Annotated in this window: 17 protein-coding genes and 4 pseudogenes; 16 read left to right on the forward strand and 5 right to left on the reverse strand. The window is 59.4% G+C overall.

Annotated features, from left to right (window positions below; all coding sequences use genetic code 11):
- Positions 1-94: 94 nt before the first annotated feature.
- The 8 genes and pseudogenes from BN1233_RS38410 to BN1233_RS38445 all read left to right on the forward strand — a co-directional run bounded on the left by BN1233_RS38410 (position 95) and on the right by BN1233_RS38445 (position 11,846).
- Complete coding sequence (locus BN1233_RS38410) at positions 95-559, forward strand: Lrp/AsnC family transcriptional regulator (protein WP_046868940.1); 465 nt, start codon at positions 95-97, stop codon at positions 557-559.
- Between the two features lie 256 nt (positions 560-815).
- Positions 816-2,564: a diflavin oxidoreductase gene (locus BN1233_RS38415; RefSeq protein WP_046868941.1), complete on the forward strand. Its 1,749-nt coding sequence runs from the start codon at positions 816-818 to the stop codon at positions 2,562-2,564.
- A gap of 19 nt (positions 2,565-2,583) precedes the next feature.
- Positions 2,584-4,308, forward strand: a pseudogene (locus tag BN1233_RS38420) (NADPH-dependent assimilatory sulfite reductase hemoprotein subunit); the annotation flags it as partial.
- Positions 4,305-5,795: a siroheme synthase CysG gene (gene cysG, locus BN1233_RS38425; RefSeq protein ID WP_046868943.1), complete on the forward strand. Its 1,491-nt coding sequence runs from the start codon at positions 4,305-4,307 to the stop codon at positions 5,793-5,795. The pseudogene BN1233_RS38420 and the gene cysG, both read left to right, overlap by 4 nt.
- Before the next feature lie 379 nt (positions 5,796-6,174).
- Positions 6,175-7,299 carry a YncE family protein gene (locus tag BN1233_RS38430; RefSeq protein WP_244471006.1) on the forward strand — a complete coding sequence of 375 codons (1,125 nt, stop codon included), beginning with the start codon at positions 6,175-6,177 and terminating at the stop codon, positions 7,297-7,299.
- A 616-nt stretch (positions 7,300-7,915) separates the two neighbouring features.
- Positions 7,916-9,265, forward strand: coding sequence for a polysaccharide biosynthesis/export family protein (locus tag BN1233_RS38435; protein ID WP_082145903.1), 1,350 nt, complete (start codon positions 7,916-7,918; stop codon positions 9,263-9,265).
- A 197-nt stretch (positions 9,266-9,462) separates the two neighbouring features.
- Positions 9,463-10,434: a DUF6551 family protein gene (locus BN1233_RS38440; protein ID WP_052764109.1), complete on the forward strand. Its 972-nt coding sequence runs from the start codon at positions 9,463-9,465 to the stop codon at positions 10,432-10,434.
- 77 nt (positions 10,435-10,511) lie between these two features.
- Entirely contained in the window at positions 10,512-11,846 is a 1,335-nt protein-coding gene (locus BN1233_RS38445) for an O-antigen ligase family protein (RefSeq protein ID WP_046868945.1), read from the forward strand.
- Between the two features lie 73 nt (positions 11,847-11,919).
- Here BN1233_RS38445 and BN1233_RS48855 read toward each other — a convergent pair whose 3' ends face one another.
- Complete coding sequence (locus BN1233_RS48855) at positions 11,920-12,549, reverse strand: glycosyltransferase family 4 protein (protein WP_187144469.1); 630 nt, start codon at positions 12,547-12,549, stop codon at positions 11,920-11,922.
- 216 nt (positions 12,550-12,765) lie between these two features.
- Between BN1233_RS48855 and BN1233_RS48860 the strand changes: the two genes are divergently transcribed.
- Entirely contained in the window at positions 12,766-13,056 is a 291-nt protein-coding gene (locus BN1233_RS48860; protein ID WP_187144470.1) for a hypothetical protein, read from the forward strand.
- 235 nt (positions 13,057-13,291) lie between these two features.
- On the opposite strand, the gene BN1233_RS38455 is transcribed toward BN1233_RS48860, so the two are convergent.
- On the reverse strand, positions 13,292-15,574 hold the full coding sequence (locus BN1233_RS38455; protein ID WP_048709866.1) for a GNVR domain-containing protein: 2,283 nt from the start codon (positions 15,572-15,574) through the stop codon (positions 13,292-13,294).
- A gap of 606 nt (positions 15,575-16,180) precedes the next feature.
- On the opposite strand from BN1233_RS38455, the gene BN1233_RS38460 reads away from it, so the two are divergent.
- Positions 16,181-16,402, forward strand: coding sequence for a helix-turn-helix domain-containing protein (locus BN1233_RS38460; protein WP_046868947.1), 222 nt, complete (start codon positions 16,181-16,183; stop codon positions 16,400-16,402).
- A gap of 391 nt (positions 16,403-16,793) precedes the next feature.
- Positions 16,794-17,740 (forward strand): annotated as a pseudogene (locus BN1233_RS45530) (IS630 family transposase); the annotation flags it as partial.
- A 166-nt stretch (positions 17,741-17,906) separates the two neighbouring features.
- Here BN1233_RS45530 and BN1233_RS48865 read toward each other — a convergent pair.
- Entirely contained in the window at positions 17,907-18,173 is a 267-nt protein-coding gene (locus tag BN1233_RS48865) for a hypothetical protein (RefSeq protein ID WP_046868948.1), read from the reverse strand.
- Positions 18,145-18,288 carry a hypothetical protein gene (locus BN1233_RS47865; protein WP_154678342.1) on the reverse strand — a complete coding sequence of 48 codons (144 nt, stop codon included), beginning with the start codon at positions 18,286-18,288 and terminating at the stop codon, positions 18,145-18,147. Before BN1233_RS47865 ends, BN1233_RS48865 begins: the two co-directional genes overlap by 29 nt.
- 1,441 nt (positions 18,289-19,729) lie before the next feature.
- Here BN1233_RS47865 and BN1233_RS47870 point away from each other — a divergent pair.
- Entirely contained in the window at positions 19,730-20,293 is a 564-nt protein-coding gene (locus BN1233_RS47870) for a hypothetical protein (RefSeq protein WP_147707779.1), read from the forward strand.
- Positions 20,294-20,315: 22 nt separating this feature from the next.
- Positions 20,316-21,578 (forward strand): glycosyltransferase family 4 protein, encoded by a 1,263-nt coding sequence (locus BN1233_RS45540; RefSeq protein WP_074078466.1) that lies wholly within the window; start codon positions 20,316-20,318, stop codon positions 21,576-21,578.
- Positions 21,579-21,587: 9 nt separating this feature from the next.
- Here the strand turns inward: BN1233_RS45540 and BN1233_RS51450 are convergent.
- Positions 21,588-22,631, reverse strand: a pseudogene (locus tag BN1233_RS51450) (glycosyltransferase family 4 protein); the annotation flags it as partial.
- A gap of 148 nt (positions 22,632-22,779) precedes the next feature.
- Here BN1233_RS51450 and cysD point away from each other — a divergent pair.
- The 3 genes and pseudogenes from cysD to BN1233_RS50290 form a co-directional block, all read left to right on the forward strand.
- Positions 22,780-23,721: a sulfate adenylyltransferase subunit CysD gene (gene cysD / locus BN1233_RS38495; protein ID WP_046868952.1), complete on the forward strand. Its 942-nt coding sequence runs from the start codon at positions 22,780-22,782 to the stop codon at positions 23,719-23,721.
- Entirely contained in the window at positions 23,721-25,601 is a 1,881-nt protein-coding gene (gene cysN / locus BN1233_RS38500) for a sulfate adenylyltransferase subunit CysN (RefSeq protein WP_046868953.1), read from the forward strand. Before cysD ends, cysN begins: the two co-directional genes overlap by 1 nt.
- A 182-nt stretch (positions 25,602-25,783) precedes the next feature.
- Positions 25,784-26,368 (forward strand): annotated as a pseudogene (locus BN1233_RS50290) (transposase); the annotation flags it as partial.

The raw sequence follows: 26,368 nt of genomic DNA on the forward strand, positions 1-26,368 counted from the left end.
TCCCGGTCATGCATTGCACACGCCGTGGTGAGAACGTGTTTCTCTTTTCAAGCCATGGTGGGGAACAATTTACCACTTTTGCTGCGAACGGCAGATGGACACCATTGACCGCAAGATTCTGGACCTGCTCCAGCGCGATGCGACGCTCTCGATTGCCGAGATTGCCGATCGGGTCGGCCTCTCTCAGACCCCCTGCTGGAAACGCATCCAGCGGCTCGAGTCGCAGGGCGTGATCGAGCGGCGGGTTGCACTGCTCAACCCCGAGAAGCTGGGCCTTGGGCTGACGGTCTTCGTCTCGATCGAAACCAACGATCACTCGCAGGAATGGCTCGCCCGCTTTGCCAGCCTCGTCTCGTCGATGCCCGAGGTGCTGGAGTTCTACCGGATGGCAGGCGACATTGACTACATGCTGCGCGTGATCGTCTCCGACATGGCAGCATATGATGCCTTCTACAAACGGCTCATTGCAGCGATTCCACTCAAGAACGTCAGTTCCCGGTTTGCCATGGAGCGCGTGAAGGCGAGTACGGCGCTTCCCATCGAAATTCGTCCGGTCTGAGAAATTTCTTCCCTCCGAGCGCTGGGGCGAATGTGTTGCGCTTCGTAGATCGTTCTCTAAAAAGAATAACTCCTTCGGAGAGTCCCCTCCCCCGCATTTCGCAGTCGTACCTTTGGACGCGAGAGTTGATTGAGGTGGCCGCGCAGAAATCATCTCTGTCGAGTTCCCGCGAGAGAACGAATCCACTGCTCCCACTCGTTCTTTAAAAAGAACAATCTCGTTGACTTGGCGGCACCTGAACCGGAGAATCCGGGCCATGTCAGCATCGGCTCTTCTCCCCCACACCGCGCCTTTCGGCGACGACGATCGGCGCAGTCTCGACCAAGTGCTCGGACCGGCATCGCCCGTACAGAGGGCTTGGCTTGCAGGCTTTCTCGCGGGCATTGACGCTTCGCACGGGGTCGCACTAGCCCCGGCACAGGAATCCCGAACCGCTGAGCCGCTCGCGATCGTCTATGCGAGTGAATCCGGCAATGCGGAGCGTCTGGCCCAGGACGCCGCAAAGCGCGCACGCAAGAGCGGATTCAAACCGACGCTGATCGATTTTGCCGATCTCGCGGTCGCGGACCTCGCGCGCCACAAGCGCCTCATCGTCATCGCGGCAACATGGGGCGAAGGCGAACCGCCCTCTCGCGCCACTCGGGCCTATGCCGAGCTTATGAGCAGTACTGCTCCGCGCCTCGATGGCGTGACCTTCGGCGTGCTGGCACTCGGCGATTCGGCCTATGCGGAGTTCTGCGCCGTCGGCAAGGCCATCGACACACGCCTCGAGGCGCTCGGCGCTACACGCGCCGTCGATCGCGTCGATTGCGATCTCGATTTCGATGCGCCGGCCGACGCCTGGATCAAGGGCACGCTGGACAAGATCGCTCCGCCTCGCACGCAGGCCGACAACGTCGTGTCGGTCGACTTTGCTCGCACGAGCGCAGACGTTAGCCGCGAGCCCGTGACTGCGGAGATTGTCGAGCACGTGAATCTCAACTCGTCCCGTTCCGACAAGGAGACAATCCATCTCGCATTGGGATTCGATGGAACGGTTCCCGCCTATGAACCAGGCGACTCTCTGGAGCTTTTTCCGGAGAATGATCCCGCACTCGTCGAGGCCGTCCTTCAAGCGACCGGCCTTTCAGCCGAGGATGACTTGCGCAAGGCGCTCACGACAGAGCGCGACGTCACCACCCTTTCCGTCAAGACGCTCGAGACCTATGCGGCCACAACAGGACACTCGGAAGCGCGCCGACTTCTCGAGGAGGGCCAGGCCCGCGCTTGGATCGAGGGGCGCCAACTCATCGATCTCGTCGAAGGCTTTCCGGCTACCCTCTCGCGGGAGCAGTTACAGGCCCTGACGCGCCCGCTTCCGCCACGGGCCTACTCGATCGCCTCCTCCCGCAAGGAGACCGGCGACGAGGCGCACCTTCTCGTCGCTGCCGTGCGCTATGCGAGCCATGGTCGCCAACGCGCCGGTGTTGCCTCGACCCACGTTGCCGATCGCCTCAAGGCCGGCAGCTCGGTGCGGGTGCGCCTGAAGCCGAACAAGCATTTCCGCCTGCCGGACGGTGGCACGGACATCATCATGGTCGGGCCCGGCACCGGAGTCGCACCATTCCGCGGCTTCGTGCAGGAACGCCGCGCGATCGGCGCAACGGGTCGGTCATGGCTCTTTTTCGGCGACCGGCGCTACACCCATGACTTTCTCTACCAGCTCGAATGGCAGGACGCGCTGAAAGACGGTGCACTCACCTGCATCGACCTCGCCTTCTCGCGCGACACGCCGGAGAAGATCTACGTCCAGCATCGCCTCTTCGAACGTCGCCGGGACGTGATCGACTGGCTGGAGAATGGCGCGCATTTCTACCTATGCGGTGAAGCCAAGGCTATGGCGAAGGATGCGCGCGCGGCGCTCGTCGCCGCCTACGCCGACGTGAAGGCTCTTTCTCCCGATGCGGCGGAGGCTGCCGTGGAGACCCTTGAGCGCGACCGGCGTTTCCTGCAGGACGTCTATTGAGCACAGGCTGATGACAAAAGAACTTTCACGCAACGAACGCCTCAAGGAGGCGAGCGCTTACCTGCGCGGCACGCTCGCCGAGGGCCTCACGGAAGTCGTGACCGGCGGGATCACCGAAGATGACCAGCAGCTCGTGAAGTTTCACGGGATGTATCTGCAGGACGATCGCGACCTCAGACCTGAGCGGACGAAGAAGAAGCTCGAGAAGGCCTTCGCGTTCATGATCCGCCTACGGATCCCAGGTGGCGTCTGCACGCCGGCCCAATGGCTCCAGCTCGACCGCATCGCTCGCGAATACGCGAACGGAACGCTGCGCCTCACGACACGGCAGACATTCCAGTTCCACGGCGTCATCAAGTCGAATCTCAAGACGACCATGAAGGCGATCGACGCGGCGCTCCTCGATACGCTCGCGGCCTGCGGTGACGTGAACCGTAACGTGCTCGCCTCCACGAATCCGCACCAGTCGCGCGCGCACCGAGCCGCCCACGATCTCGCCCACAGGATCTCCGATCACCTGCTGCCGCGCACGCCGGCCTATCGCGAGGTCTGGCTCGACGGCGAAAAGATCATTGGTGGCGAAGAGGAGGTCGTTGAGCCCATCTATGGGCGCACCTATCTGCCCCGCAAATTCAAGACCGTCGTCGCAGTGCCGCCCTCGAACGAGGTCGACATCTTCGCACAGGATCTCGGTTTCATCGCGATCCTGGACGACACCGGTGAGGTCGCGGGCTGGAACGTCACGGTCGGCGGCGGCATGGGCATGACTCACGGCGAGCCGGAGACCTATCCGCGCACCGCGGACGTCATGGGGTTCTGCGCGCCCGAGGATGCGGTCGCGGTGGCCGAGGCCGTCGTAACCGTGCAGCGGGACTGGGGCGACCGCACGAACCGCAAGCATGCGCGCCTCAAATATACGCTCGAGGATTACGGCCTTGCTGCCTTTCGTGCCGAGGTGGAGCATCGCGTCGGCAAGCCCTTTGGCGAGCCCCACCCCTTCCGGTTCGACTCGACGGGCGATCGCTATGGCTGGGTCGAGGGTGACAACGGAAACCACCACCTGACGCTCTTCATCGAGAACGGGCGCCTCCGGGACATTCCAAACGGGCCGGCGTTGCTCACAGGCCTTCGGCGCATTGCGGAAGTTCACGACGGGGAGTTCCGGCTCACGGCGAACCAGAACGTGATCATTGCCAATGTGAAGCCGGAGAACCGCGACGCCATCGAGAGGCTCGTCGCGGAGCACGGCCTCACGCGGCATGCCACCGCGCTTCGCCACAACGCGATGGCCTGCGTGGCCCTCCCGACATGCGGGCTGGCTCTCGCAGAAAGCGAACGCTACCTGCCCGACCTCGTCGGCGCCCTCGAAGAGCGTCTCGCAAAGCATGGGCTCGCGGAGGACGAGATCGTGATCCGCATGACCGGCTGCCCGAATGGCTGTGCGCGGCCCTACCTTGCGGAAATCGGCCTCGTGGGGAAAGGGCCCGGCCGCTACAATCTCTATCTCGGCGCGGCGTTCGACGGCTCTCGCCTGTCGAAACTCTACGCGGAAGACCTGCAGCACGACGGCATCGTTGCGGCCCTCGACTCCCTCTTTGCGGCCTATGCCCGGGAGCGTGAGGATGGCGAACGCTTCAGTGCGTTCCTGATCCGCTCGCAACGGATCGCCGCGACGGCGAACGGACCCGACTTTCACCGCAATACCGGACCTCTCGCCACTTCTGCCTTGGAGGCCGTCCCATGACGCGCCACGTCGCACCAATCGAGACCCGACCCGCTCGGCTCCAGTCACTCGCGAAGCTCCCCCTATTCCTGGACGTCGCAGACCGTCGGGTGGTGATCGCCGGGGGAGGTGCGGCCGCTGCGTGGAAGGCGGAGCTGCTCGCCGCTGCCGGCGCTAAGGTGGATGTCTATGCCGTCGATGCGACAGCTGAACTGCAGGCGCTGGCGGCTGCGACGCTGGCGATCACGCTCATAGCCCGCCCTTGGCGGTCCGCCGATCTCGTAGGGGTTACCGTTGCCGTTGCGGAGACCGACGGCGAGGAGGCAGCCCGCTTCGCCGAGGAAGCTCGCCGGCGCGGCGCTCTCGTCAATGTCATCGACCAGCCGGACTTCTGTGACTTTCAGTTCGGCGCCATCGTCAATCGTTCGCCGGTCATCGTTGCAATCTCCACGGACGGCGCGGCTCCCGTTCTCGCGCAGGCCGTGCGCCGCCGCGTGGAGGCGATCCTCCCAAGATCGCTGAGCGGCTGGAGCGAAACAGCGAAAGCTTTCCGCGAGCGCTTGGCTACCATGCTGCCCTCGAAGCAGGCGCGCCGCCGATTCTGGGAGAACTTCGTCGATGTAGCCTTCATCTCGCAGGCCGAAGAGGACGAGCGGCTCGCCGAGCTCGAGCGTATGGCGAAGGCCCTGCTCGACGGCAAGCCACAACGCGGCAAGGGCGAGGTGGTCGTCGTCGGCGCGGGTCCGGGTGATCCGGAACTCCTGACCCTGAAGGCTGTCCGCGAGTTGCAGGCCGCCGACGTTATTCTCTACGATCGGCTGGTCTCGGCCGAAGTGCTTGAACTCGGTCGTCGCGAGGCGCAACGGATCGCCGTCGGCAAGCAGGGGCACGGTGCGTCCTGCCGCCAGGAGGATATCAACCGCCTCCTCGTCGATCTCGCCGGCGCGGGGCAGCGCGTGGTCCGTCTGAAGGGTGGCGATCCTGCGATCTTCGGCCGGGCCGGAGAGGAGATCGAGGTCTGCCGTGCACACGGGATTCCCGTTCGCATGGTGCCGGGCATTACCGCCGCCCTCGCCGCTGCTTCCGCCCTCTCGCTGTCGCTGACCCACCGCCGCCATGCCCAGCGCGTCCAGTTCGTCACAGGGCATGATCGCCACGGCGAGCTGCCGTCCGAGCTCGATCTGGACGCCTTGGCGGACCCGCGAGCCACGACGTGCATCTATATGGGCCGTGAGACGTCGCGCGCCCTTGCCGGGCATCTGATCGCCCGGGGCATGCCCGCTGCTACGCCGGCGACCATCATCAGCAACGTCTCGAGGAAGGATGAGAGCGCGGTGGTGACGAGCATCGGCGAGTTGGCGGCAGGAGCAGCCGAGTTTCCGGATGCCGGCCCCACCCTCGTGCTAATCGGCGATGCGCTCGACGCGGACCAGCGCGCTCGACCCGAGCCGGAGGCCGTTTCGGTTCCGCAAGTGCCATTCGTGGATTCACAAATCTACCCGAGGTGAAGGCGCGCCGTTCCGCGCCAGGGATGCGACCACCGGCCGGATGCCGATGCGGACGCTCGAGCCGCACAGCCTGCGTGCGTCCCGGCCCACTCAGCCGTTGCCGCTAATCTTGTTTGCGAGGGCAGGACCAACGGTCATCAGGTCGAGGGTGATAACGACCCCTACCGTCACGAGCGCCGCATAGACGGAGGCAGACAGAGACTTCAGCATCGCCGGCTCTCCTACCTCTCTCAGGTGGTGGGGCGATACTTTTGGCGCAAGAGCCGTAACCCTGGCGCCGGTGCGGCGTTCGCTCCTACAATCGCGTCCTGGGCAGCCGGAGGTCTCCAGCATGCGACTCGGATTGCGATTGCTCGCCCTCTCCGCGGCATCCGTACTAGTGAGTACAGCTCACGCCGCGCCCTTCATGATCGTCGGCAACGACGAGAAGGTCCTCTGGGACGACGAAGGAAAGGCCGTCCTCTCGGCTCCTGGTCGCGACAATGTCCTTATCGTGGACCTCGCAGAGCCCGAGGCGCCCAAGATCGTTGCCAATTTGCCGCTGAAGAACTCCGTCATCGGCCCACCTGTCAATCTCGCGATCACACCCGATGGAACGCTCGCGCTCGTGGCCGACTCTGTCGACGTGATCAAAGAGGGAGACGCCCTGAAGCAAGTGCCCGACGACAAGATCCATGTGATCGATTTAAGGTCCGCTCCGCCGAAGCTCGTGACGTCGCTCACGGCCGGAAAGCAACCATCAGGCCTCGACATCGCCGCTAACGGCGACTGGGCCATCGTTGCCAATCGCGGTGATGGCACGGTGAACCTCCTGTCCATCAAGGGCATGGATGTCTCAATCGCCGACACGGTTGCTCTCGGCTCTGCGGGCGATCAAGTCGCACATGTGGTGTTTACCCCTGACGCTCGCAAAGCCCTGGCCGTCAAGTTTGCGAGCCACAAGGTGTCCCTTATGGAGATCCGGGACGGCAAGCTGAGCTATGAAAAGGTCGACCTTCCGACAGGCTTGTGGCCATACAACGTGGTGGTTGCCCCCTCGGGTCGGATCGCCCTGACGGCCGACAACGGCAATGCAGGTGCCTCTGACGGCAGCGTCGATACGGTGAGCGTCATCGATCTCGAAGCCAATCCCCCGCGGATTACGGACCGGGTCGTCGTCGGCGACGGGCCCGAGGGGCTCGGGATCAGCCCACAGGGTGGCGTGGCGGCCGCCGCTATCCTGCGCGGCGGCAATGCCTCCAAGACCGCATATTTCCGCCACAAGACCGGGACTGTCGCGGTCCTGAAGATCGACGGCCAGACCGTGACCCATATGAAGGATATCGAGGTCGGCGGATTGCCCGAGGCCGTGTGCTTCACTCCCGACGGACGGTATCTCTACGTCGGGAACTACCTCGACCAGGACTTCTCCATCCTCAAGGTCGATGGCACGGACGTGACGGATACAGGCAAGCGCTTCAAGGTTCCGGGCCATCCTGCCTCGGCTCGCATGAGCGTGCGTTAGGTTTGCACTGCCGAAACTGGCCTCCTCACAACGGGTCACGACGAAGACCGTCGGTTTGGAAGGCCGAAATCCTCATTGCACCTTGGCGGCTGCACTGCATACCGGTACCCATCGTGTGCCGCCCCTCTCCTTTCGGATTTTTGGGACTACCTCAAAAGCCGTAGTGTACCGTTGCGTCCTCAACTAAAGTGTGTATTTTCTCCCCAATACGCCTGTCTCATTTAGAACAAAGTTCATTCTGACTCTGGCGGCCAAGAGAAACCAGTCTAGTTCTAATCAGTGATTTACCATTAGAGAGTTGGAGATACGCCCTCACCTGAGATGACGGCGTGCATGCCAAGAGGTTCGTTGTTCACGCTTGGAGATACGTTCTCGAGCTGAAACCCGTAGCACTCATCATGAGTCGCAGAGCTACACGACGGCCGCGATCGCGTATCCGAGCAGTAGCGGGAAACGGGCAGGCCGGCACCAAGGCGCCCGATTAGAGATAATGGAGCACAGTCGGCGGGTCCCAAACCGAGATGGTTTGAGCATGATCGGTTTCGAGTGTCTCCGTTGTCTTTCAGTATTGCCGCCCCGGCGGCGGTGGCTGATGTAGGTCCAAAGAGGCGCTGCAATGGGAACTTCGGTCGTCCAATCACAGGATCAGAGGCGGGCACGAGGCGGGTTTGGGTTGCGTCAACTGCTCGCGACGTTGCTGCTCGCCTTGCTCCCCCTTGGCGCCGAAGCAGCCGAATATCGCCTCGCAGCCCAAGACAAGTTGCGGGTCAAGGTCGTCGAATGGCGGGCCGACAAGACCGAGTATTTCGATTGGGCCGTCCTCGGCGGCGAATATATTGTGAGCACCTCTGGCACCGTCTCGCTGCCGCTGATCGGGAGCCTGCCTGCGCAAGGCAGGACGACCGACGAGTTTGCCGCCCTCATTGCGGAAACCCTGCAGCAACGCTCGGGCGCCGTAAACCGGCCCGAGGCATCGGTCGAAATCGTCCAATACCGGCCGATTTACGTCGTCGGAGCCGTAGAGCGTCCTGGAGAATATCCCTACAGGCCAGGATTGACGGTCCTGCAGGCGGTCGGAATTGCAGGTGGCATTTATCGGCAGGTCGAACCGGGGCTCGTCCGTCTCGAGCGCGATCAGATTACTGCAACCGGAACCCACGAGAGCGCTCGCCTCGAGATCCGTCGGCTCCTGGCTCGCCGTGCCCGCCTCGCCGCGGAACTCTCGGAAGATCCCCAGATCGGCATACCAGACCAGTTGCGCAACGATCCTGATATCGCACGGCTGATCGCCGACGAGGCCGCGATCATGAATGCGCGCATCGATGCCTTGCGGTCGAAGCTGACCGCAACCTCGGAGTTGAAAAATCTGTTCGCACGTGAGGTCGAATCACTCGAGCAGAAAATCGTCGCGCATAACCGGCAAATTGAACTTGCGCGACAGGAACTGAAGAATGTGAGCACCCTGGTCGGCAAAGGCCTCGCGGTCAGTTCACGTGAATTCGCGCTCGAGCGGACGGTTGTCGAGCTGGAGAACAAGATGCTCGACTACACGACGGCTGCGCTCCGGGCGAGGCAGGAGATCGGGAAGTCAGAGCGGGACGCGACCGACCTGAGAACAGAGCGCAAAGCCAGCATCGTAGCCGAAATACAGGAAACGGAAGCCGCGCTCGACCAAGCCAAGGCACGGATGGTCACGGCGCAAAAATTGATCGAGGAAGCCACGACCGTTGCACCGCGCCTGGTGCTCGATCGCTCTCTCCAGCTCACTCCGCGCCTCGCCTTCTGGATCGTGCGCCAGGGTACAGGAGATACGTCGAAGATCGCGGCTGATGAGAATGCTGCCGTCAACCCGGGTGACGTCGTGCATGTTGAAGCGGTGACCGGGGACAATCTTTCCGGCGGCAAGCTCGGCCTGACGACCGCGAGTGAAAGACCGACCGAGCGTTCGCAGTTGGGCGCCAACTAAGGCTTCATGAAAATGCGGGTGAGGTGAGCAGCGATCCAATCTCAAATATGATTAGATGACGGACTAGGAGGATTTCGCCGGCATACTCGCGGCGGGAGGCATGGCTCGGAATGGAATTATACGATGCCACCTCATTTCACACGCAGATGCCTAATTGACTCAGGTGACGATCTCAGCAGCCACGAATGGAGATCCGAATGAGGCTGATCTCAACGAAAGGCTTCCAGAAGCCAGCCACCGTCAGCCCTGGCGCAGTGCCGATGCTGCAATGGATCCGGATCGAAGATCTCGTTGTCGATCCCTCCTACCAGCGTCCCATTGTCGGTCAGGGCCGTCGCAACGTTAATCGCATCGCGCAAGCCTTCGCGTGGTGCTGTTTCTCTCCAGTCGTCGTGTCTCCCGTAGAGGGGGGCAAGTTCGCGATCATCGATGGTCAGCACAGGACAACGGCCGCCGCGCTTGTCGGCATCGAAAGTGTCCCTTGCCAGGTCGTTATCGCAGCACGAGAGCAGCAGGCAATCGCGTTTAAGGCAATTAACGGCATCACGGCGCCGATTTCCGCCATGGCCCTCCATGCCGCCGCTCTGGTAGGACGCGAGCCTTGGGCCGTCGAAGTGGCAGATGTGTGCGCCAGGGCTGACGTGGAGCTTCTTCGCTACCCGCTACCGGTCGAGCGTCAAAACCCCGGGCAGACGATGGCTGTTGGTGCCATTGCACGCTGCCTCAAGCGCTATGGGCAAGCGACCCTGATTACTGCATTGCAGTGCATCACCCAAACAGCGAACAATAAGCCTGGCGCTCTCACGGCGCGAATGATCCGCGCCCTTTGCGAGGTCCTCCACGGCAACCACCACTGGAGAGACAGTGGACTCACCCTTCTAGATGCATTTGACGCGATTGACCTTACGGCCATCCAAAGTGAGTCGGCGAAGCTCAGCGGAACAATGCGTGTAAGCCAAGTAGAGAGCATCACAGAACTGATCCGAGCGGAACTAGCCCGGCTGCTGCCCCACCTGCAGCTCAAAGAGGTCGCCGAGCCAATGCTTCCGGATCTGGTCAATGCTAGCGCTGAGTTCATTGCGCATCGGTTGGCCGAGCCGGTAGCTGGTATAGGTTTGAAACATTCAACCACGGTCGACAGCGCGTCTAACCTCACCGGTAGAGGCTGAAGCAGCGAACAGCCACTTCGCGAGAAGCGGCAGGAGACTTCAACGGTGCGCAAGCGCCATCCGCCGGAGTATTAGGCATGGAAGCGGAGTCGGTCCCGACCTTTCCTCCATACGTTGTACTCGGCGTCTTCCTCACTCTGCTGCCCATTACCATTATCACGGCGCACCGCTTCAAGGACGGAGCAACACGGTTCCTGATCGCAGCCATTTGGCTGCGTTACCTGATGTCCGCATTCCATCAGTATACATTTCCGCCAGTGATTGGCGGGCTGTCGCTCAATGCCTTGGCGTCGGTCGCGTTTATTGCCGTTGGCTTCATGATCACTGACTGGCGCTTTCTAGGACTGAAAGGTTTCGCGGGCATTTATCTCATGATCATAGTTTTGGTGACCAGTTCAATCATCAACGGCATCACCGGAGGGGCGATCGCCAATCTCGCAAAATGGGGCTATCTCGTCACCCTGACAGTTGCAGCATACCAAACTCTCCGACGACACGGATCGGTACCCCTGTTTCGGGCACTGCTCACAGTCTTTTTAGCACCGCTTGTGCTGCAGGCACTCTCAGTACTGTTGGGCATGGGCAAAGGCAGTGAGGACGACGGATCCATTTGCTTCATCGGCGGCTATAACCACGAAGGGGCGTTCTCTATTCTCACGCTCACCTTCCTCTATTGCGCATGTTTCCTTGAACCCGACAGGCCGAAATTGACACTCGCCTGCATACCAATTGCGCTCGTCTCACTCTTTCTAGCAAACTACAGGACGTCGATTCTCGCAGCACTACCGGTGCTGGCAGCAGCCATGTTCTTCGGCATGATCAGACGTTCTTCTCCGCGTGACCGCCCTCTCGTTGTAATTGTAATCGGCCTTACCGGCCTCATGCTGTTCTTGGCCGCCGGAATCGCAGTGCAACAGCGATTCAATGACCTCTTCGTGGTGCTGTCGAACAGTGGCAACCTCATCAAGCCACCTGAATACTACACGACGGCGGAGTCCGGTCTTCTTTCGGCTCGTGCACTCATCTGGAGCCGCTACATCACGGCTTACCTCAATGGTCGAATTACGAACCTCGCCTTTGGATTCGGCCCGGAGTCATGGGAAGGCGTCTTTCCTCGATACGCTCACAATACCTTCGTATCAATACTCTATGAGGCGGGCGCTTTCGGTCTAGCAAGCATGGTACTGTTGTTCGCCTGGAACTTCAGACTTGCAGCGAGAGCAACTTTGGGCCGTCGGCCTCTAACTCTGGGTGCTCACGCCGGATTTCTCGTACTCAACTTGGCTACAATGGGGTTGTGGCAAATCGAGGGAAATGTCCTTCTGGCTCTCACGCTTGCATACACGCTCCATGTACAGGCGCCTAGACGAGTATGGGTCCCCCAAAGGCAGTGGAAAATGTCCACCGGCTGAAGTGAATGGAGAAAGCATCTCGCTCTGGCCTGAGACGAGGCGCAGATCTCTCAAATGGAGTTCTCCTCGGAAGTTAAGCAGTTCCTCTCTCGCCAGTCTCAAGACGGTGATAGATCTCCATAATCCGGCGGGCATGCAAACTCGCCGACACATCTATTTTGACCTTATCTCGCTCCTGGCTACTCAGGATCACGGCTTCGGGTTTGCGGAGGATGCTGAGCGCGAGCAATGCGAACTCATCCGCACTTGCTCCCACAGGCGCCAAGCCGCCCCCACCCCAGCGAGCCCAGATTTCCCGGTGGCCTGCATCATCTGTGGCGAGATACGGCGTTCCGAGAGCTGCCGCCTCCACCAGCGTGCGCCCGAATGGCTCGTCCAGCGCGGTCGCTAGAAGAAGATCGATTGCGGCGATGTTTTGTTCGCCCGGCAGACGAAAACCCGCCCACGTGACACGATCCGCAATTCGAAGATCTCTGGCAAAGCTCAGTAGATCGTCCGCAGTTTCCTCTCCATTGCGTCCGAACATCACAAAGTAGCAGTCTGGCCGCGATGACGCCAACCGCGCACAAACCTCTAAGAAAAAACGTGGCCGCTTTCTGGACCAGAAGTTCCCCACGAAACCGACAAGAACTCCTTCCTCGGGGCAACCAAAACTGGTCGCGCGGCGACGTGCATCACAACGAAGCAGGTCATTGCCGGTCACACGGATTGGATTGACTACACGCGTCCTCCTCGACGAGGGTACGAATGCAACATTGTGCTCACAACTTTGCGAGATGCACACGACCTGGTGCGCAAGGCTCACGAATAGCCTTTTCGGCAGAGTCATCCGGCTGAGGGATCGGTGATGATATACGACTGGCCTGCCGGCAAGGCGTGCCACAGGCCCCCAAGACTGTACTGACCAGAGATCGTTGAAATGAATAACGCTGTCAGTGGCAAGTTCCTTCATAATCCGCCATCGCTTGACGAATTGGGCAACGTCGTAGGCTGGGTGGTAACGTCGTGGCGCAGGCGCCTCGCCGGTGGGGACTACTTGGAAACCGCTCCTGGTGGCCTGCTCCGCAATTACGGTGTTGGTGGAACAAAGAACACTGCATTGAACCCCATACTCGTCCTGCAATACCTGGCCGAGCGTGAAGGCCGAGATGTGACTGCCACCAATCTCGCTCCCGATAAATGGAAAAACGACGGATCTTATAACCTTTGATCGCGAGTATCCGAATGGGGCGAGGATTGACGTCAAGACTGCGATCTCTTTGCTACTGCGGTTTACAAGCATCGAGGCTGCTCGTGAGGGTGATGGAATTCTTTCTCTACGCCTGCAGATGGCCGGAATGTCTCACGAGGTAATTCGTATTTACAGCCCATCTGGCCTGCAGTGGCGGTCCACGAATAGTAAATACACCCGGCGTTCTAGATCGAGTGTCGCGCAGTCAATCCATTTAGCTTACGGTAGGATGATCTTGGTACAGCCGGAGCAGCTTCATATCCACACGATTTAGAACCACGCCGATGCATTGCGGCGCAGATACCTCGCCAACGGTAAGCATTTCCTTGACGAGGGTCATGGGTGTATGTCCCCAATCGATGACAAGAAGCAGACAGTCGATCTTCCTGGCCATCACCCATGCCTCGCTTTCCGTTCCAAGCGGTGGTAGGTCCACGATAATCCATTCGAAGCACTCAGATGTCTCACGGAGGACCTCCTCAAAGTGATCACTCATGATGGAACGGCTCGTATTGGGTGCATCCGAGCAGGAGGTGGCCGGAATCATCATCAGGTCGGAGTCACTGACGCGGTGGAGGGCTGTGCGCCAAGGTTGACCATTCGTGAGGACTTCCAAGAGACCGCCAGCAGCATCAGGGGCGAAAGCCTTCGTTAGTGTGGGATTTCTGATGTCTGCGTCTATGAGGAGAGTGTGGCCTCCCTCTTGAGTAAAAACTTCAGCGAGACTTGCCGCAAGAACCGTCCTGCCCTCGTGGCGTGCCGCGGACATCACCCCAATCACCCTCGCGTTACGGCCGGAACAAGTATGAGCCGAGGAGGTCGCAACGGACCGAAGGGCTGCCGCAAACTCCGACTGCGGCGCACGAAGGACGTAGCTCATAGGCGAATGTGCGTCCATCCCCTGGTCTCTCGACGAGGCAGGTCGAGACAACCAGTGGCCAACGGTACTCCCGCGCGCTGGGCGTTTGATGATGGGAAGCATTCCCAGGCATTTGAGCCCGAGTTCCTCGCGGACTTGCGCAGCGGTCCGGAAAGAGACGTCGCGATACTCGCGTATGGCTCCATATGAGCCTCCAATGATCGCCCCAATCAGCGTCGATAAGAGGATAATAGGGACCGTCTTCGGGTGACTCGGTTGTAACGGAGGTACCGCCGGAGTGACGACGCGCGCCTCACTCATGGGAAACGATTGCTGCTGAACAGTCTGCTGATAACGCTGTAGAAATGACTGATAGAGGGTCCTGTAGGTTTCCGCCTCTCGCTCCAGTTCCCGGAGTTGTACCTGCTTATTGTTTGCTTCGGCGGCAACACTGATCAGCCTATCAACATTCTGATCAAGTGATTCGAGGCGCGACTTTGCGATGTGGTATTCACCTTCGTAGTTCTCTGCGATGCGAGTGAGTTCCTCAACGAGCTGGCGTGTGATCTCTGCCTTCTCAGACCGGTATTGCACCGCCCTCTCATGATCCGGTCCGAATTGCGCACTGATCTCGGCTTCGCGTCTGGATGCCGCTAAGTATCGTGTCTGAAGTTCACTGATTGCCGGATTCCCTGATGCTTCCGCGAGGAGCGCGTCAACCTCTTTACTGCTTAGGACCGCGCGAATCCTCTCGAGCCGCGCGCCAGCCTTGGCAACGTCTCCGCGAGCCATACTAACCTGGGTACTCAACTCCGCGAGTTGGGACTCAGAGACGAGTTGCCCACCCACAGCAATCAGCTGGTTCGCTGCTCGAAATTGCTGAACTGCGAGATCGGATTGTACCGACTGTTGCCGCAGTTCATCCAGCCTCGCCTGGAGCCACACGTTAGCTCGCCGGGTCACATCATACTTCGCGTCGAGTTGATCCGCGAGGTAGGCCTCGACGTAGGCATTCGCTATTCTGACAGCCTGATCTGGATCGGTGGCCTCGACACTTACCGTGATGATATAGGTTTTTCCGAGTCGCGTGATTGTCGTTTTGCCGAGCAGACGATAGACGGCGGCCCATCGTCGCGCTTCCTGTTCCTGTGCAGGATCCCGTTCCAGCTTAGACTCGCCTAGCAAGTCGGCGAAGAAGCCGCGTAGGGCCCGATTGACTGACCCGTATATCCACGTGAACAGCCAGCCCTCAGGAGCCCAGAAGCTCGAGTCGCTTACCAGATTCAACTGATCGACTACAGCGAGCGCAATCCTCTCGGACTTGAGGACCTCTACTTGGCTGTCGACAACGACCGGAGCATCGAGCCCAATATCTGTGACCGCAGAGACGTCCTGAACTGCTCGAACCTGACGACGGTCGATAATGATGCTAGTGGTTGTGGTGTATAACGGAATCGATGTTGCGACATAAATAATTCCAACAATCAGCCCTATTACTGCCAAGCCCATGATCAACTTGGATTGACGTCTGATGGCTCCAAAAATGTACCTCAAGTCGAAGTACTCGTTACTATCCCGCTCTCCCGCTGGGACAATCCTGGTGTCCTCAATGGGCTTGCGTGTCGGCATTTGGAGCATTAGGCACCTCATCGAACTTTGAAGAAGCTTGCCGTTGCATCCCGGCCTCTTAGTAGGACTCAAAGTACCGGGCCGATTTTTCATCGGAAGTGTCCGATGCTCAGGGCAGAGAACCCAGCAACCCAGCAGTATCCAGGTAACATCGCATCGTCCTATCCGCTGCTCAAGTGTCTCACTGCCCAGGCGCTACTTCGTAGCTTCATCGATCTGCCAACCACTGGCGAAGGCGATGGGATGTAACGGGTCGGTGCAGGATCAGATTTGCCTGACTCCAAGGCCGTGCGCAGCAGACGATACCGTTAAGCTTGCCCGTCTCGATGCTCATTCTTCTATCCTGTACATACCGTGACCACATTGAGGCGCTGGAACCTTGGCCGGCAGTTTAACTCCGCAGAGCAGACGGCGGGAGTCGATGGAACAACTAGGCGCCACGTGCAGCATAACAACTGGAGCGCTAGCAGTTCTGCCCTTGATCCGCAAAGGGTGAGAAAGCAACACCACTCGAGGATTCACTCCGTCGATTGAAGATCCCAAGCAGGTTGCGGCGGGATAGCCAACGGATGCTGGTCGTGTTTCGATCTCGTAGTTTGCTGTGGGATGCGGCTCATGGTGAGCCAATCTCCTGTTGCGGCAAGCTTCGAGCAGCGGCGCGACCTCATGGCTCTCAGCCGCTCGCGGGATCGAGGTGAAGCGGATCGAGCACGGGCGGTCCAGCTGACCCTGTCGGGCTGGCCCAGCCCGCGGGTCGCCGAGGCCTTCGGGTTCCGCGAGGACACGATGCGTCTCTGGTGCAGCGCCTTCATGAAGGCCGGGGTTCAGGCGCTGTAGAGATCGGTCGCGCCAGGGCCAGCCCCAGTCAAAGCCAACCGCGCTTTGGCTGGGGCGGAAGACGTTCTGTCCGGGCTGGTCGCGGTTCGCCCCAACTGGACCTTGTCGCCTCTGGCGGACGAGATCGCGACGCGCGCGGGCGTGCGGATCTCAACCTCGCGGCTCTCGGTCGTGCTGCGCCAAAAGGGGATTTCCGCTGGCGGCGGCCGCGCCACACCCTGAAGGACCGCCAGGATGCGCCAGCCGTGGATCGCGCCGGCTTACGCCGCAAGCTCCTCAAGGCGCAGGCCAAAGCCGGCGATAGCGTGCTCTTGTTCGGGGATGAGTCCGAAGCACTCACCCATCCCGATCTCGCGCATGTCGGGGCTAAGCGAGGCGGCGATCTGCGCATTCCAGTGTCTACCGGACCAGCCGCCGCTTCGTGGAAGGCAACCTGGAGAAGGCACTCCGCGAGGAGCCGCGGCCGGGGGCAGCGCGCAAGCTCTCCGGCCAAAAAGAAGCTCCCCTGGTGGCGACCGCTCGAAGGCCGCCCCGCTGGACGCTTGAGCTCTTGGCCGGTTAGATGGTGCTGTTGACCCGACACGACAGCCTCGCGCGCGAGACGGTGCGGCGGCTCGCCGAGAACACGCTCAAGCCCTGGCGCGAGAAGATGTGGTGCATTCCGAAGATCGACGGCGAGTACGTCGCCCGCATGGAGGACGCGCTCGATCTCTACGCCGAAGCCTCCGATCCGCGGCACCTAATGGTGTACTTCGAAGAGAGCCCGACCTAGCTAATCGGCGAGACGCGCCTGCCGCTCCCGGCTACGTCGGGGTAGGTCGCGCGCGTCGATTACGAATATCGCCGCAACGGCACTCTCAACCCGTTCGTGTGCTTCGCTGCGTTATCGATCCTGGCACCAAGTCACGGTCAGCATGCGGCGCACAGCCCTCGATTTTGCCGCTTGCCTGCGCGACTTGGCCGATGTGCACTACCCACAGGCCGAGCGGATTCGGATCATGATGGACAATCTCTCAACGCACACGCCAGGATTGCTCTACGAGGCCTTCCCGGCCCCAGAGGCGCATCGCATCCTGCGCCGCTTGGAATTCCACTCTACCCCCAAAGCACGCCAGCTGGCTCAACATGGTCGAGATCGGGGTGCTCAAGGGCCAGTGCCTGGACCGGCGCATCGACGATCGCCAGTACCTCGAGCGGGAGATCGCCGCCTGGGAGCGCAAGCGCAATGCCGCCGGCGCCCGCGTGAAATGGATGTTCACGACCGAGAACGCCCGTGCCAAGTTGGACCGCGCCAACCCCAAGCCAGCCACTCTCGACCATCTCACCAAAGCGTCATAATCACTGCGCCGACGATCTAGCACTTGAGCACAGGTTAGCGTCGTTCAATCATTGTTGCACCTTGAGCCTGTTAGGGACTGAGGGGGGTATGGTTTTTAGCACAAGCCAGGCGAAGGCGAAGGCGATGAAGTAGAGGCCTCGCACGATTTCGGGCAAGCGCTCGTAATCACGGACAAGACGCCGGATGCGAGTCATCCAGGAGAATGAGCGCTCCACGCTCCCCTGTACAACGTTTCCTTGGTTTGCCGTGGCTATCCCCCTGTGTCCCAGGAAGGCGGAAGACGATCTCGATGCGATGGTCCATCAGCCGAATGACCTCGCGCTTGGCAGGCCAATCGAGTAGGTCGAGGTTCTCGCGCATCTTGATCGCGAAGTCCTCCAAGTGCCCGATGACCAGGGTGAGGTCACGGCTGGTCTCGGCAGCCGCGACCATACTGCCTGTCGAGCTTTTCCAGCAGCGCGATGAAATCCGCGCTGCGCTTGCTCCGGCTGGTGCGCACGCTCAGTGCACGCGGCGCCCAGTCGAGCCAATCCCAGATGGTGCTCATCCTGGAACGCGAAGGCCTCACCCGATGCCAGCTGGGGATGGCGCGCTGCATCGAGGTCTTAGTGGCCCCGCAAGATCTGCCCGTCCTCCACCACTCCCAACCCGTCAAAACCTCTGTGCCGGGGATCTAGTTTAGTACTTTCGCCCGTGAACGATTGGTTGGAAGGAAAGGCTTAACGGCTGGATCCTCACCCTGCCTGCGGTTCTTTGGACTCGGACCGAGTATCGCGAAGTGAGTAGGCCCTCGGCACCTCCTCACAGCCCACCCAAACCCCATCTGTCCCCCGTCCAAAGGCTGGACTACACTCCGCGAGACTCCGCCGGCAGTGACATCAGATGCATAAATTTCCTCAGCTACGGCTATCTTAACGCTCGCAACACAGCATAATACGTGTCAAGGGGTAAGTAGCCTCAGTCTCCGCCTTCGCGTCTGACGCAACTTCTATGATGCAACATCCGGGTAAATGCATCACTCAAATAATTAGAAGTAAGAATTGTCAGCGCCCCAAACTGCAAACCAGCCTCCACTCTGTTCTCTTAAACCTCCCATTGTGCTAGCATTCCCCACTGTGCTGATGCACTCCGATCAACAGTACTCATGGTCCGCGTGAGCTTGCTTCTGTTGTCAATATTGCAGGACAGTGCGGCGCTGCAGCCTTGCTTGCGAAGTTTTAAGCTCTATCGGACCTCTCTCTAGCCTACGTGCTCGTGGCAGCGAGTCTCGTCGCTTCGCATCCGCGCCGACGTTAGCAGTCCGGGAAAAGTACATGGGTTCTGACTCAACTCGACATACAGCTATGAACGGCCACGCACTCATGGCAATGATCCTTGCCGTGGCATGCTTGGTCCCGGGAGTTGCGTTAGGTCGCGAGCCCCGCACTTTTTATGTCGCTCCATCTCCTGCCGGAACCAGCGATGGTTCTGACTGGACCAATGCTGGCCCTTTGGAAAAGCTACCTGCATTCGTCGCCAAGGCTGGTCCTGGCGGGAGGGTAATGCTCCGGGCTGATGCGGGGCCCTACAGAATTGCACGACAGATCACTATCCGCGCCGGTGGAGACGTTGAGGCACCTGTGACAATCACAGGCGCCGACGGTACTGGGAGGCCTGCGAAAGCGGAAATAGTAGGGAACCGCTCCGATCCGTGGACGGTCGATGGCGATTCCGGGCCTGAAGTCTTCCGTCTCTCCGCTGGAGCGAACCATCTCCGGTTTGAGCAAATCCTATTCCGTAACCAGGGCAATGGTTGCTTTCGCATCGCGAGCGACGTGCAAGGCTTGGAGATACAAGACGTGGACGCGCGGAACGTGCGACGCTTTATTGAGAACTATGCCGGTAGACCGGGAGAAAGTGCGAGCATCGACGGCCTCATAGTTCGCCGTGCGACTGTTCGGGGATATTCAAAGGGTGCGATCAGGTTGCGGAGTAACTCGCGAAACATCGTGATCGAGGACATCATCGGCGATAGTGAGCGTCAGGACGGCGACAACTTCGCAGAAGGCATCGCGCTAGAGGGCACGGTTCACGACGTCGTGCTTCGCCGCGTAACGATGATGAATAGTCACGACAGCATACACGAGTACTGGAACGGAGACGGCTTCGTGACCGAGGGGCGTGTGTACAATGTTCTCTTCGAGGATACTGTCGCATCCGGGTCGACTGACAGTGGCTACGATCTCAAATCTTCTGCGACCACTCTGCTCCGGGCCCGTGCCGAGGACAATGCGCGAAACTTCAAAATTTGGGGCGACTCGATAATCCTCAACTGCGTCAGCCGCAATCCACACAAGCGGGGTGGAAACGGCAAGCAAAATCACTTCTGGGTCGGGAAAGACGCCAACGTACGTGTCACCGGATGCCAAATCGAAGACTCGGATACCATTACTACTGCGTTTGAGGTGCACGGACAAATTGTTGTGCAGAACTCAACCGTTACAATAAGCCCGAGCGCTCGCCTTTCGTTGATTGGCGACAGCGGTTCACTCGACATCGTGCCCGGTAAGTAGTGGCGCAGGCTGGCGGTGCAATATGAAAATCTGTGTCATTGGACTAAGAGGAATTCCTCACGTCATCGGGGGCGTTGAGAGTCACTGCGAGCACCTCATCCCGAAACTGCAAAAACGACGTCCGCAAGACCAGTTCACAGTGATTGGACGCAAGGCCTATTGTTCTCACCCAACTCGCGAGTACGAAGGTGTCCGTGTCATCGCTCTCGGACATATCGCGAGCAAACGTCTGGAGACAATCTCGAATGCTTTGATAGGCCTTTTCTATGCACGATTTTGCGTTGGTGCCAAGATAGTTCACATCCAAGCGATCGGCCCCGCGCTCGTTTCTCCCTTCGCCAGGGTTCTTGGCATGAAAGTGATCGTGACATACCATGCAGCGGATTACAAAAGAGATTGTTTCAATGTTTTTAGCAAGGCGGTTCTTCGAATTGGCGAGTTCTGTGCGCTGCACTTCGCTAATCAGGTAATAGTGGTTTCGCCTTCCCTCACTGAACACCTCAAAGCTCGCTACAGGTCCAGATCGTCCCACATCGCGTATATCCCGAATGGAGCTACACACATGCTTCGGCAGCCCGCGGCCGAATACGATTGCCGTTCACTCCTGGAGAGATTTGGACTTGTGCCGGGCGAATATATTGTCACTGTCGGGCGGCTTGCCCCTGAAAAGCGAATCGAAGATCTCATCCGCTCATTTCGAGGTGTCGCCAGTCCGCCCAGACTCGTAGTCGTTGGCAGCGCCACGCTAGGCGATTCATACGTAGAGTTCCTTCACCGCGAGGCCGATGACAGAGTCATATTCACTGGCTTTCTCAGTCAAGGGGAGATAGCCGCCCTGCTCCGGGGTGCCTCGTTATTTGTGCTTGCGTCTCGGTACGAGGGGCTGCCTATTGCCGCGCTTGAGGCGGCGATTCTTGGTTGTCCAATTCTGCTGAGCAGTATTCAACCGAACCTCGATTTGGGCTTAGCGCCGACCCACTACTTTAAGGTTGGTGACGTAGACGAACTTCGGCGGAAACTTGCCGAACCCCACGAAATCTTCCGCGTCGATCCAGACGCCATTCTGGACCGATATGACTGGGATAAGATCAGCGAGATGACGAGCGCTGTATACTCGGCCTTGCTAGTGAAGTCTCAGACGGCGCTGGCGGGGCACTCACCACCTGGCGATGGAGATTCGTCGGTAGATCTCAAGCACGTTCGCAGCGTGGCTCCGTGGCGCGAGTTCCTCCGCCACCCGCTGGCGAGCTTGGGCTCGGAGCGTAACCTCTCCGGGCGCGGCTAGGACATTCAAAGCCACATCCGCGAACTGTTCCGGAGTCGCGTCGATCCTGACAAGACGCCCTCCCCCCCATCGAGCCGCAATCTCACGGTGGCCCGCATCATCGGTCGCTACGAAAGGAATCCCGAGCAATAGAGCTTCAACGAGGGTGCGACCGAATGGTTCAGCAAGTGCAGGTGCGAGTAGGACGTCTAAAGTAGCGAGGTTCATTTCCGGCGGCGACCGGAAGCCGGCCAGAACGACCTTGTCCCTGAGGCCTAGTTTCCGCGCGCGGTCCTCCAAATCCTTGTCCCGGAAATCCCGCTCTCGACCGAACATCAGGAAGCGGGCGTTAGGCTCCCGATCAGCGATGATGCGACAAACATCAAGGAAGAAATCGGGCCTCTTTCGATGCTGAAATTGTCCCACAAAGCCAACCAGAATAGGGGGCTGGTCCTCCTGCCATCGCGCATTGAACTCGGCTCTCCATCCGGTCGAGCGCTCGAGTACCGGTTCGGGAAAGGGGTTCAAGAGAGGATGAACCCGGTGGCCCGCGAGAAAGCTGAGATTGTGCCGGCACGGCTCCGATATACTGATCACGGCGTGTGCCATTTGAATTCGCAGCCTGTCAAACCAAGACATGGCTAAAATTTTTCTATGATGATAGACGACCGGGAGGCCCAGCAGCCTCCCGGCTGAGCCCCAAGATTGAAGAGTCCATAGATCGCTGCAGTGAACCACGGCACGAGGCCCGTAGATGCGCAGTGCCTGCATGCGAAGAGGAAGCTTTACGAGATCATTCCAGGGCCTGAGGGATTTCGCAGGAGGATCGCCGGTCGATTGAACCCGGAGTCCCATCGCGGAAGCCTGGCCAGCCACACCTGAACCCACGGCGGCCATGATAATGCACGGGATGTCGTGGTCTTGCATCAGCGAGCGCGCGAGATGGAACGTTGAAATATGGCTTCCACCAACGTTTGCTCCTGTAAATGGAAACAGGATAGGCCCCACCGACGCATCTGTCTTCGAGTTCATCTCTTTTTCCCGCTGGCCACCGGGATATCTCCATTCGGACATATTGCAAGTGTTACCTGATGCCCTTCTTTCGTCAAACGGATCTGTCGTCCGAGAGCTAGAGCGCTTGACCGGTAGGCCCTTTATAGCTCAAGCTCCCGAGGTCCGGTAAATTACACCATTCCAGACTACAGGTGGGAGTGGAGGGGATATGGATCTATCGCTGCAACCGGCCAAGGCCACGGTAGCCCGGGCTTTGTCTCCACATCTGCGATGGCTTGAAGCGGAGTCGATTACTATAATCCGGGAGGTGACGACGGAGTTCGGCAACCCAGTCATGCTGTATTCCATTGGCAAAGACTCGAGCGTGATGCTTCATCTCGCGATCAAGGCTTTCTATCCATCGAAGCTACCCTTTCCATTGCTTCACGTCGACACCACATGGAAGTTCAAGGAAATGATCGCGTTTCGGGACGAGACGGCGCGTCGCTTAGGACTTCAGCTGCTCATCCACGTCAATGATGAAGGTTTGGCGCGCGGGATTAATCCAATTACTTCAGGTTCGATCTTGCACACGCAGGTAATGAAGACGGAGGCTCTTAAACAGGCTCTCAACAAGCATGGGTTCGACGCGGCTCTCGGCGGCGCAAGACGCGACGAAGACAAGAGTCGCGCAAAAGAGCGAATCTTCTCGTTCCGATCGGCGAATCATAGCTGGGACCCGCGCAACCAGCGACCTGAACTCTGGAAGCTCTTCAACACGAAGATCTGCCCGGGCGAATCTGTCCGCGTATTCCCGCTCTCGAACTGGACTGAATTAGACGTCTGGCAGTACATCAAAGCTGAGCAGATTCCAATTGTGCCGCTCTACTTCGCGAAAGCAAGGCCAGTCGTGAGCCGCTCTGGCGTATGGATTATGGTCGATGACAATCGGCTGCCGCTGCGAGCTGGCGAGACGCCTGAGATGCGCGTTGTACGGTATAGAACTCTCGGGTGCTATCCCCTGACCGGTGCAATTGAATCCTCCGCGGCAACTCTCGACGACATCATCGCCGAAATGCTTACGGTTCAGATCTCCGAACGTCAGGCGCGTTTGATCGACACGGACGAGGCTTTTTCGATGGAGAAGAAGAAGCGAGAGGGTTACTTTTAATGATTGCTATACCTCTCGAGCACTGTGGGACTGCAAATTTCAGCAAGAACCTACTGCGCTTTCTGACTTGCGGCTCCGTGGATGATGGTAAATCGACTCTGATCGGCCGCCTCCTCTACGACTCCAGAATGATCTCTGACGATCAGCTCGCCGCACTGGAGAGGGATTCCAGGCGGCATGGTACTACGGGTGATATTGATCTCTCGCTTCTCGTCGATGGTTTGGAAGCAGAGCGGGAGCAGCGCATCACGATCGACGTCGCCTATCGGTATTTTCGGACACCGGGGCGCTCATTCATCGTCGCCGATACACCCGGGCATGAGCAGTACACGAGGAACATGGCAACCGGAGCCTCAAACTCCAGCCTCGCGGTGATACTGATCGATGCACGCAAGGGCGTGCTCGTTCAAACCAAGCGGCACTCCTATATCTGCTCGTTGCTGGGCATCAGGCACATCGTCCTGGCCGTCAACAAGATCGACCTAGTCGACTTCTCCAAGAATGCATTTAACTGTGTCATCAGCGATTACACAACTTTCGCGACCAAGCTCAACTTCATCTCTATCGTGCCAATCCCGATCTCCGCTAGATTCGGAGACAATGTTACAATGCGGTCCGGTAATATGCCTTGGTATACCGGACCTACTCTCGTCGAGTATCTAGAGCAGGTCGATACAGAGATGGACCTCGAGGACAAGCCATTCCGGTTCCCAGTCCAATGGGTCAATCGGTCTGACCTTGATTTTCGTGGATTCAGTGGGACCGTGGTATCAGGCCGCATTCGCCGGCGGGATTCTGTCGTGGTGGCTGCCTCCAACCTAGAGAGCCAAGTTCGACGTCTCGTCACCGCGGATGGCGATCTCGATGAGGCAGTTGCCGGGGATGCAGTTACAATCGTGCTCACAGATGAAATCGATGTTGCACGCGGCGATCTCATTGTAGAACCTCTGGCACGTCCCACGGTGGCTGATCAATGTGCCGCCCACATCCTTTGGATGAGTGTAGACCCGCTTCTCCCTGGCCGCTCTTACCTCCTGCGAATTGGCACACAATGGAAGCCGGCAATCGTGACTGCCATCAAGCACAAGATAGACCCTAACACACTCGAGCACCTCGCGGCACGCACGCTCGAGTTAAATGAAATCGGTTTCTGCAACATCGCGACGTCGGGTTCGATCACCTTCGATCCTTACGAGGAGAACGGCAGTACCGGTGCCTTCATATTGGTCGACCGATTCACGCACGAGACTTCAGCAGCTGGGATGATCTCCTTCGGACTGCGACGCGCCGCAAACATACACCACGAGAGCCTTGCAGTAGACAAAGCTGGCCGTGCCGCATTGAAACACCAGACACCTACAATCCTATGGTTCACGGGCCTCTCAGGCTCCGGAAAATCTACGATTGCAAAGCTCGTGGAAAGGAAGCTGCACGAAGCCGGCCATCACACCTATATGCTCGATGGCGACAACCTTCGCCAGGGTCTTAGCCGCGACCTCGGCTTCACGGATACCGATCGGGTCGAGAATATTCGCCGAGTCGGCGAAGTAGCTAAGCTCTTCATCGATGCCGGCCTGATCGTGCTTTGCTCGTTCATCTCTCCCTTTAGGGCCGAGCGCCGGATGGTTCGCGAACTCGTCCAAGCCGAGGAGTTCGTGGAGATCTTCGTTGATGCGCCGCTGGAGGAATGCATTCGACGTGATCCGAAGCGACTATATGCCAAGGTAAAGGCCGGTCTTATCAAGAACTTTACAGGCTTCGACAGTCCCTACGAGCCTCCGGAGAACCCAGAATTGCATCTCGATACAACCTCCGCAGATGCAGAGATGTCAGCACGCAGAGTTGTCGACCATTTGAGGCAGGCCGGCATCATTTTCTAGAAGTCTACAATGACATCGCGTAACAGAAGGTCCTCGGTGTCAAAGAGTGTCACGCATAGAGCTGACTGTTCGGGCGGGCTGCAATCGTGCTGGGCGCCTCGGCACGCTTGCTCAGGCAATGTGGCACTAGAGCGTGTCTGCAAAGGATGAAAGCTGTGACTTGAATCCCCATCTGATGGGGTGTGAAGCGTTATGATTTGAAAGACTGGCAGTGGCAGCGGATCGCGCCGTTGCTGCCGCCGCAGCGGCCGCGCACGGGCCGCCCCAATCACGATCACCGGACCATCCTCAACGGCATTCTGTAGATCCTGCGCACCGGCGTTCCTTGGCGCGACCTGCCGGAACGCTACGGCTCCTTTGGACCTGCACTTCGTCGACAGCAGCATCGTTCGGGCCCATCAGCACGCCGCCGGCGCCCGCCGGTGCGGCGAAAAAAGGGGATGCAGAGCGAGGCGCTCGGCCGCAGCCGGGGCGGGTTCTCGACCAAGATCCACGTGCGGGCGGAAGGGTATGGCAAGCCCGTCGTCTTCCACCTCACCGGCGGCGAGCGGCACGACAGCACGATGCTTGCCGCCCTGCTCGATGCCGGCGCGGTCTGGCGCCAGCGCGGGCGTCCGCGCCTGAGACCCCGGCAGGTGGCGGGCGACAAGGCGTTCACGGGCCGGCCCGCCCGCGCTCACCTGCGCCGGCGCCGCATCGGCGCGGTAATCCCGACAACCGCTCAGCAGCGCCGCCGCCCCGGCTTCGACCGTGAGGCCTATCGGGCG

Source organism: Microvirga massiliensis, assembly GCF_001006805.1.
Taxonomy (GTDB): domain Bacteria; phylum Pseudomonadota; class Alphaproteobacteria; order Rhizobiales; family Beijerinckiaceae; genus Microvirga; species Microvirga massiliensis.

Excerpts from the sequence above, each read along its gene's own strand:
- BN1233_RS38410 (WP_046868940.1), top strand. The coding sequence starts at position 95 with ATGGACACCATTGACCGCAAGATTCTGGACCTGCTCCAGCGCGATGCG.
- BN1233_RS38415 (WP_046868941.1), top strand. The coding sequence starts at position 816 with ATGTCAGCATCGGCTCTTCTCCCCCACACCGCGCCTTTCGGCGACGAC.
- cysG (WP_046868943.1), top strand. The coding sequence starts at position 4,305 with ATGACGCGCCACGTCGCACCAATCGAGACCCGACCCGCTCGGCTCCAG.
- BN1233_RS38435 (WP_082145903.1), top strand. The coding sequence starts at position 7,916 with ATGGGAACTTCGGTCGTCCAATCACAGGATCAGAGGCGGGCACGAGGC.
- BN1233_RS38440 (WP_052764109.1), top strand. The coding sequence starts at position 9,463 with ATGAGGCTGATCTCAACGAAAGGCTTCCAGAAGCCAGCCACCGTCAGC.
- BN1233_RS38445 (WP_046868945.1), top strand. The coding sequence starts at position 10,512 with ATGGAAGCGGAGTCGGTCCCGACCTTTCCTCCATACGTTGTACTCGGC.
- BN1233_RS48860 (WP_187144470.1), top strand. The coding sequence starts at position 12,766 with ATGAATAACGCTGTCAGTGGCAAGTTCCTTCATAATCCGCCATCGCTT.
- BN1233_RS38455 (WP_048709866.1), bottom strand. The coding sequence starts at position 15,574 with ATGCTCCAAATGCCGACACGCAAGCCCATTGAGGACACCAGGATTGTC.
- BN1233_RS38460 (WP_046868947.1), top strand. The coding sequence starts at position 16,181 with ATGGTGAGCCAATCTCCTGTTGCGGCAAGCTTCGAGCAGCGGCGCGAC.
- BN1233_RS48865 (WP_046868948.1), bottom strand. The coding sequence starts at position 18,173 with ATGGTCGCGGCTGCCGAGACCAGCCGTGACCTCACCCTGGTCATCGGG.
- BN1233_RS47865 (WP_154678342.1), bottom strand. The coding sequence starts at position 18,288 with ATGAGCACCATCTGGGATTGGCTCGACTGGGCGCCGCGTGCACTGAGC.
- BN1233_RS45540 (WP_074078466.1), top strand. The coding sequence starts at position 20,316 with ATGAAAATCTGTGTCATTGGACTAAGAGGAATTCCTCACGTCATCGGG.
- cysD (WP_046868952.1), top strand. The coding sequence starts at position 22,780 with ATGGATCTATCGCTGCAACCGGCCAAGGCCACGGTAGCCCGGGCTTTG.
- cysN (WP_046868953.1), top strand. The coding sequence starts at position 23,721 with ATGATTGCTATACCTCTCGAGCACTGTGGGACTGCAAATTTCAGCAAG.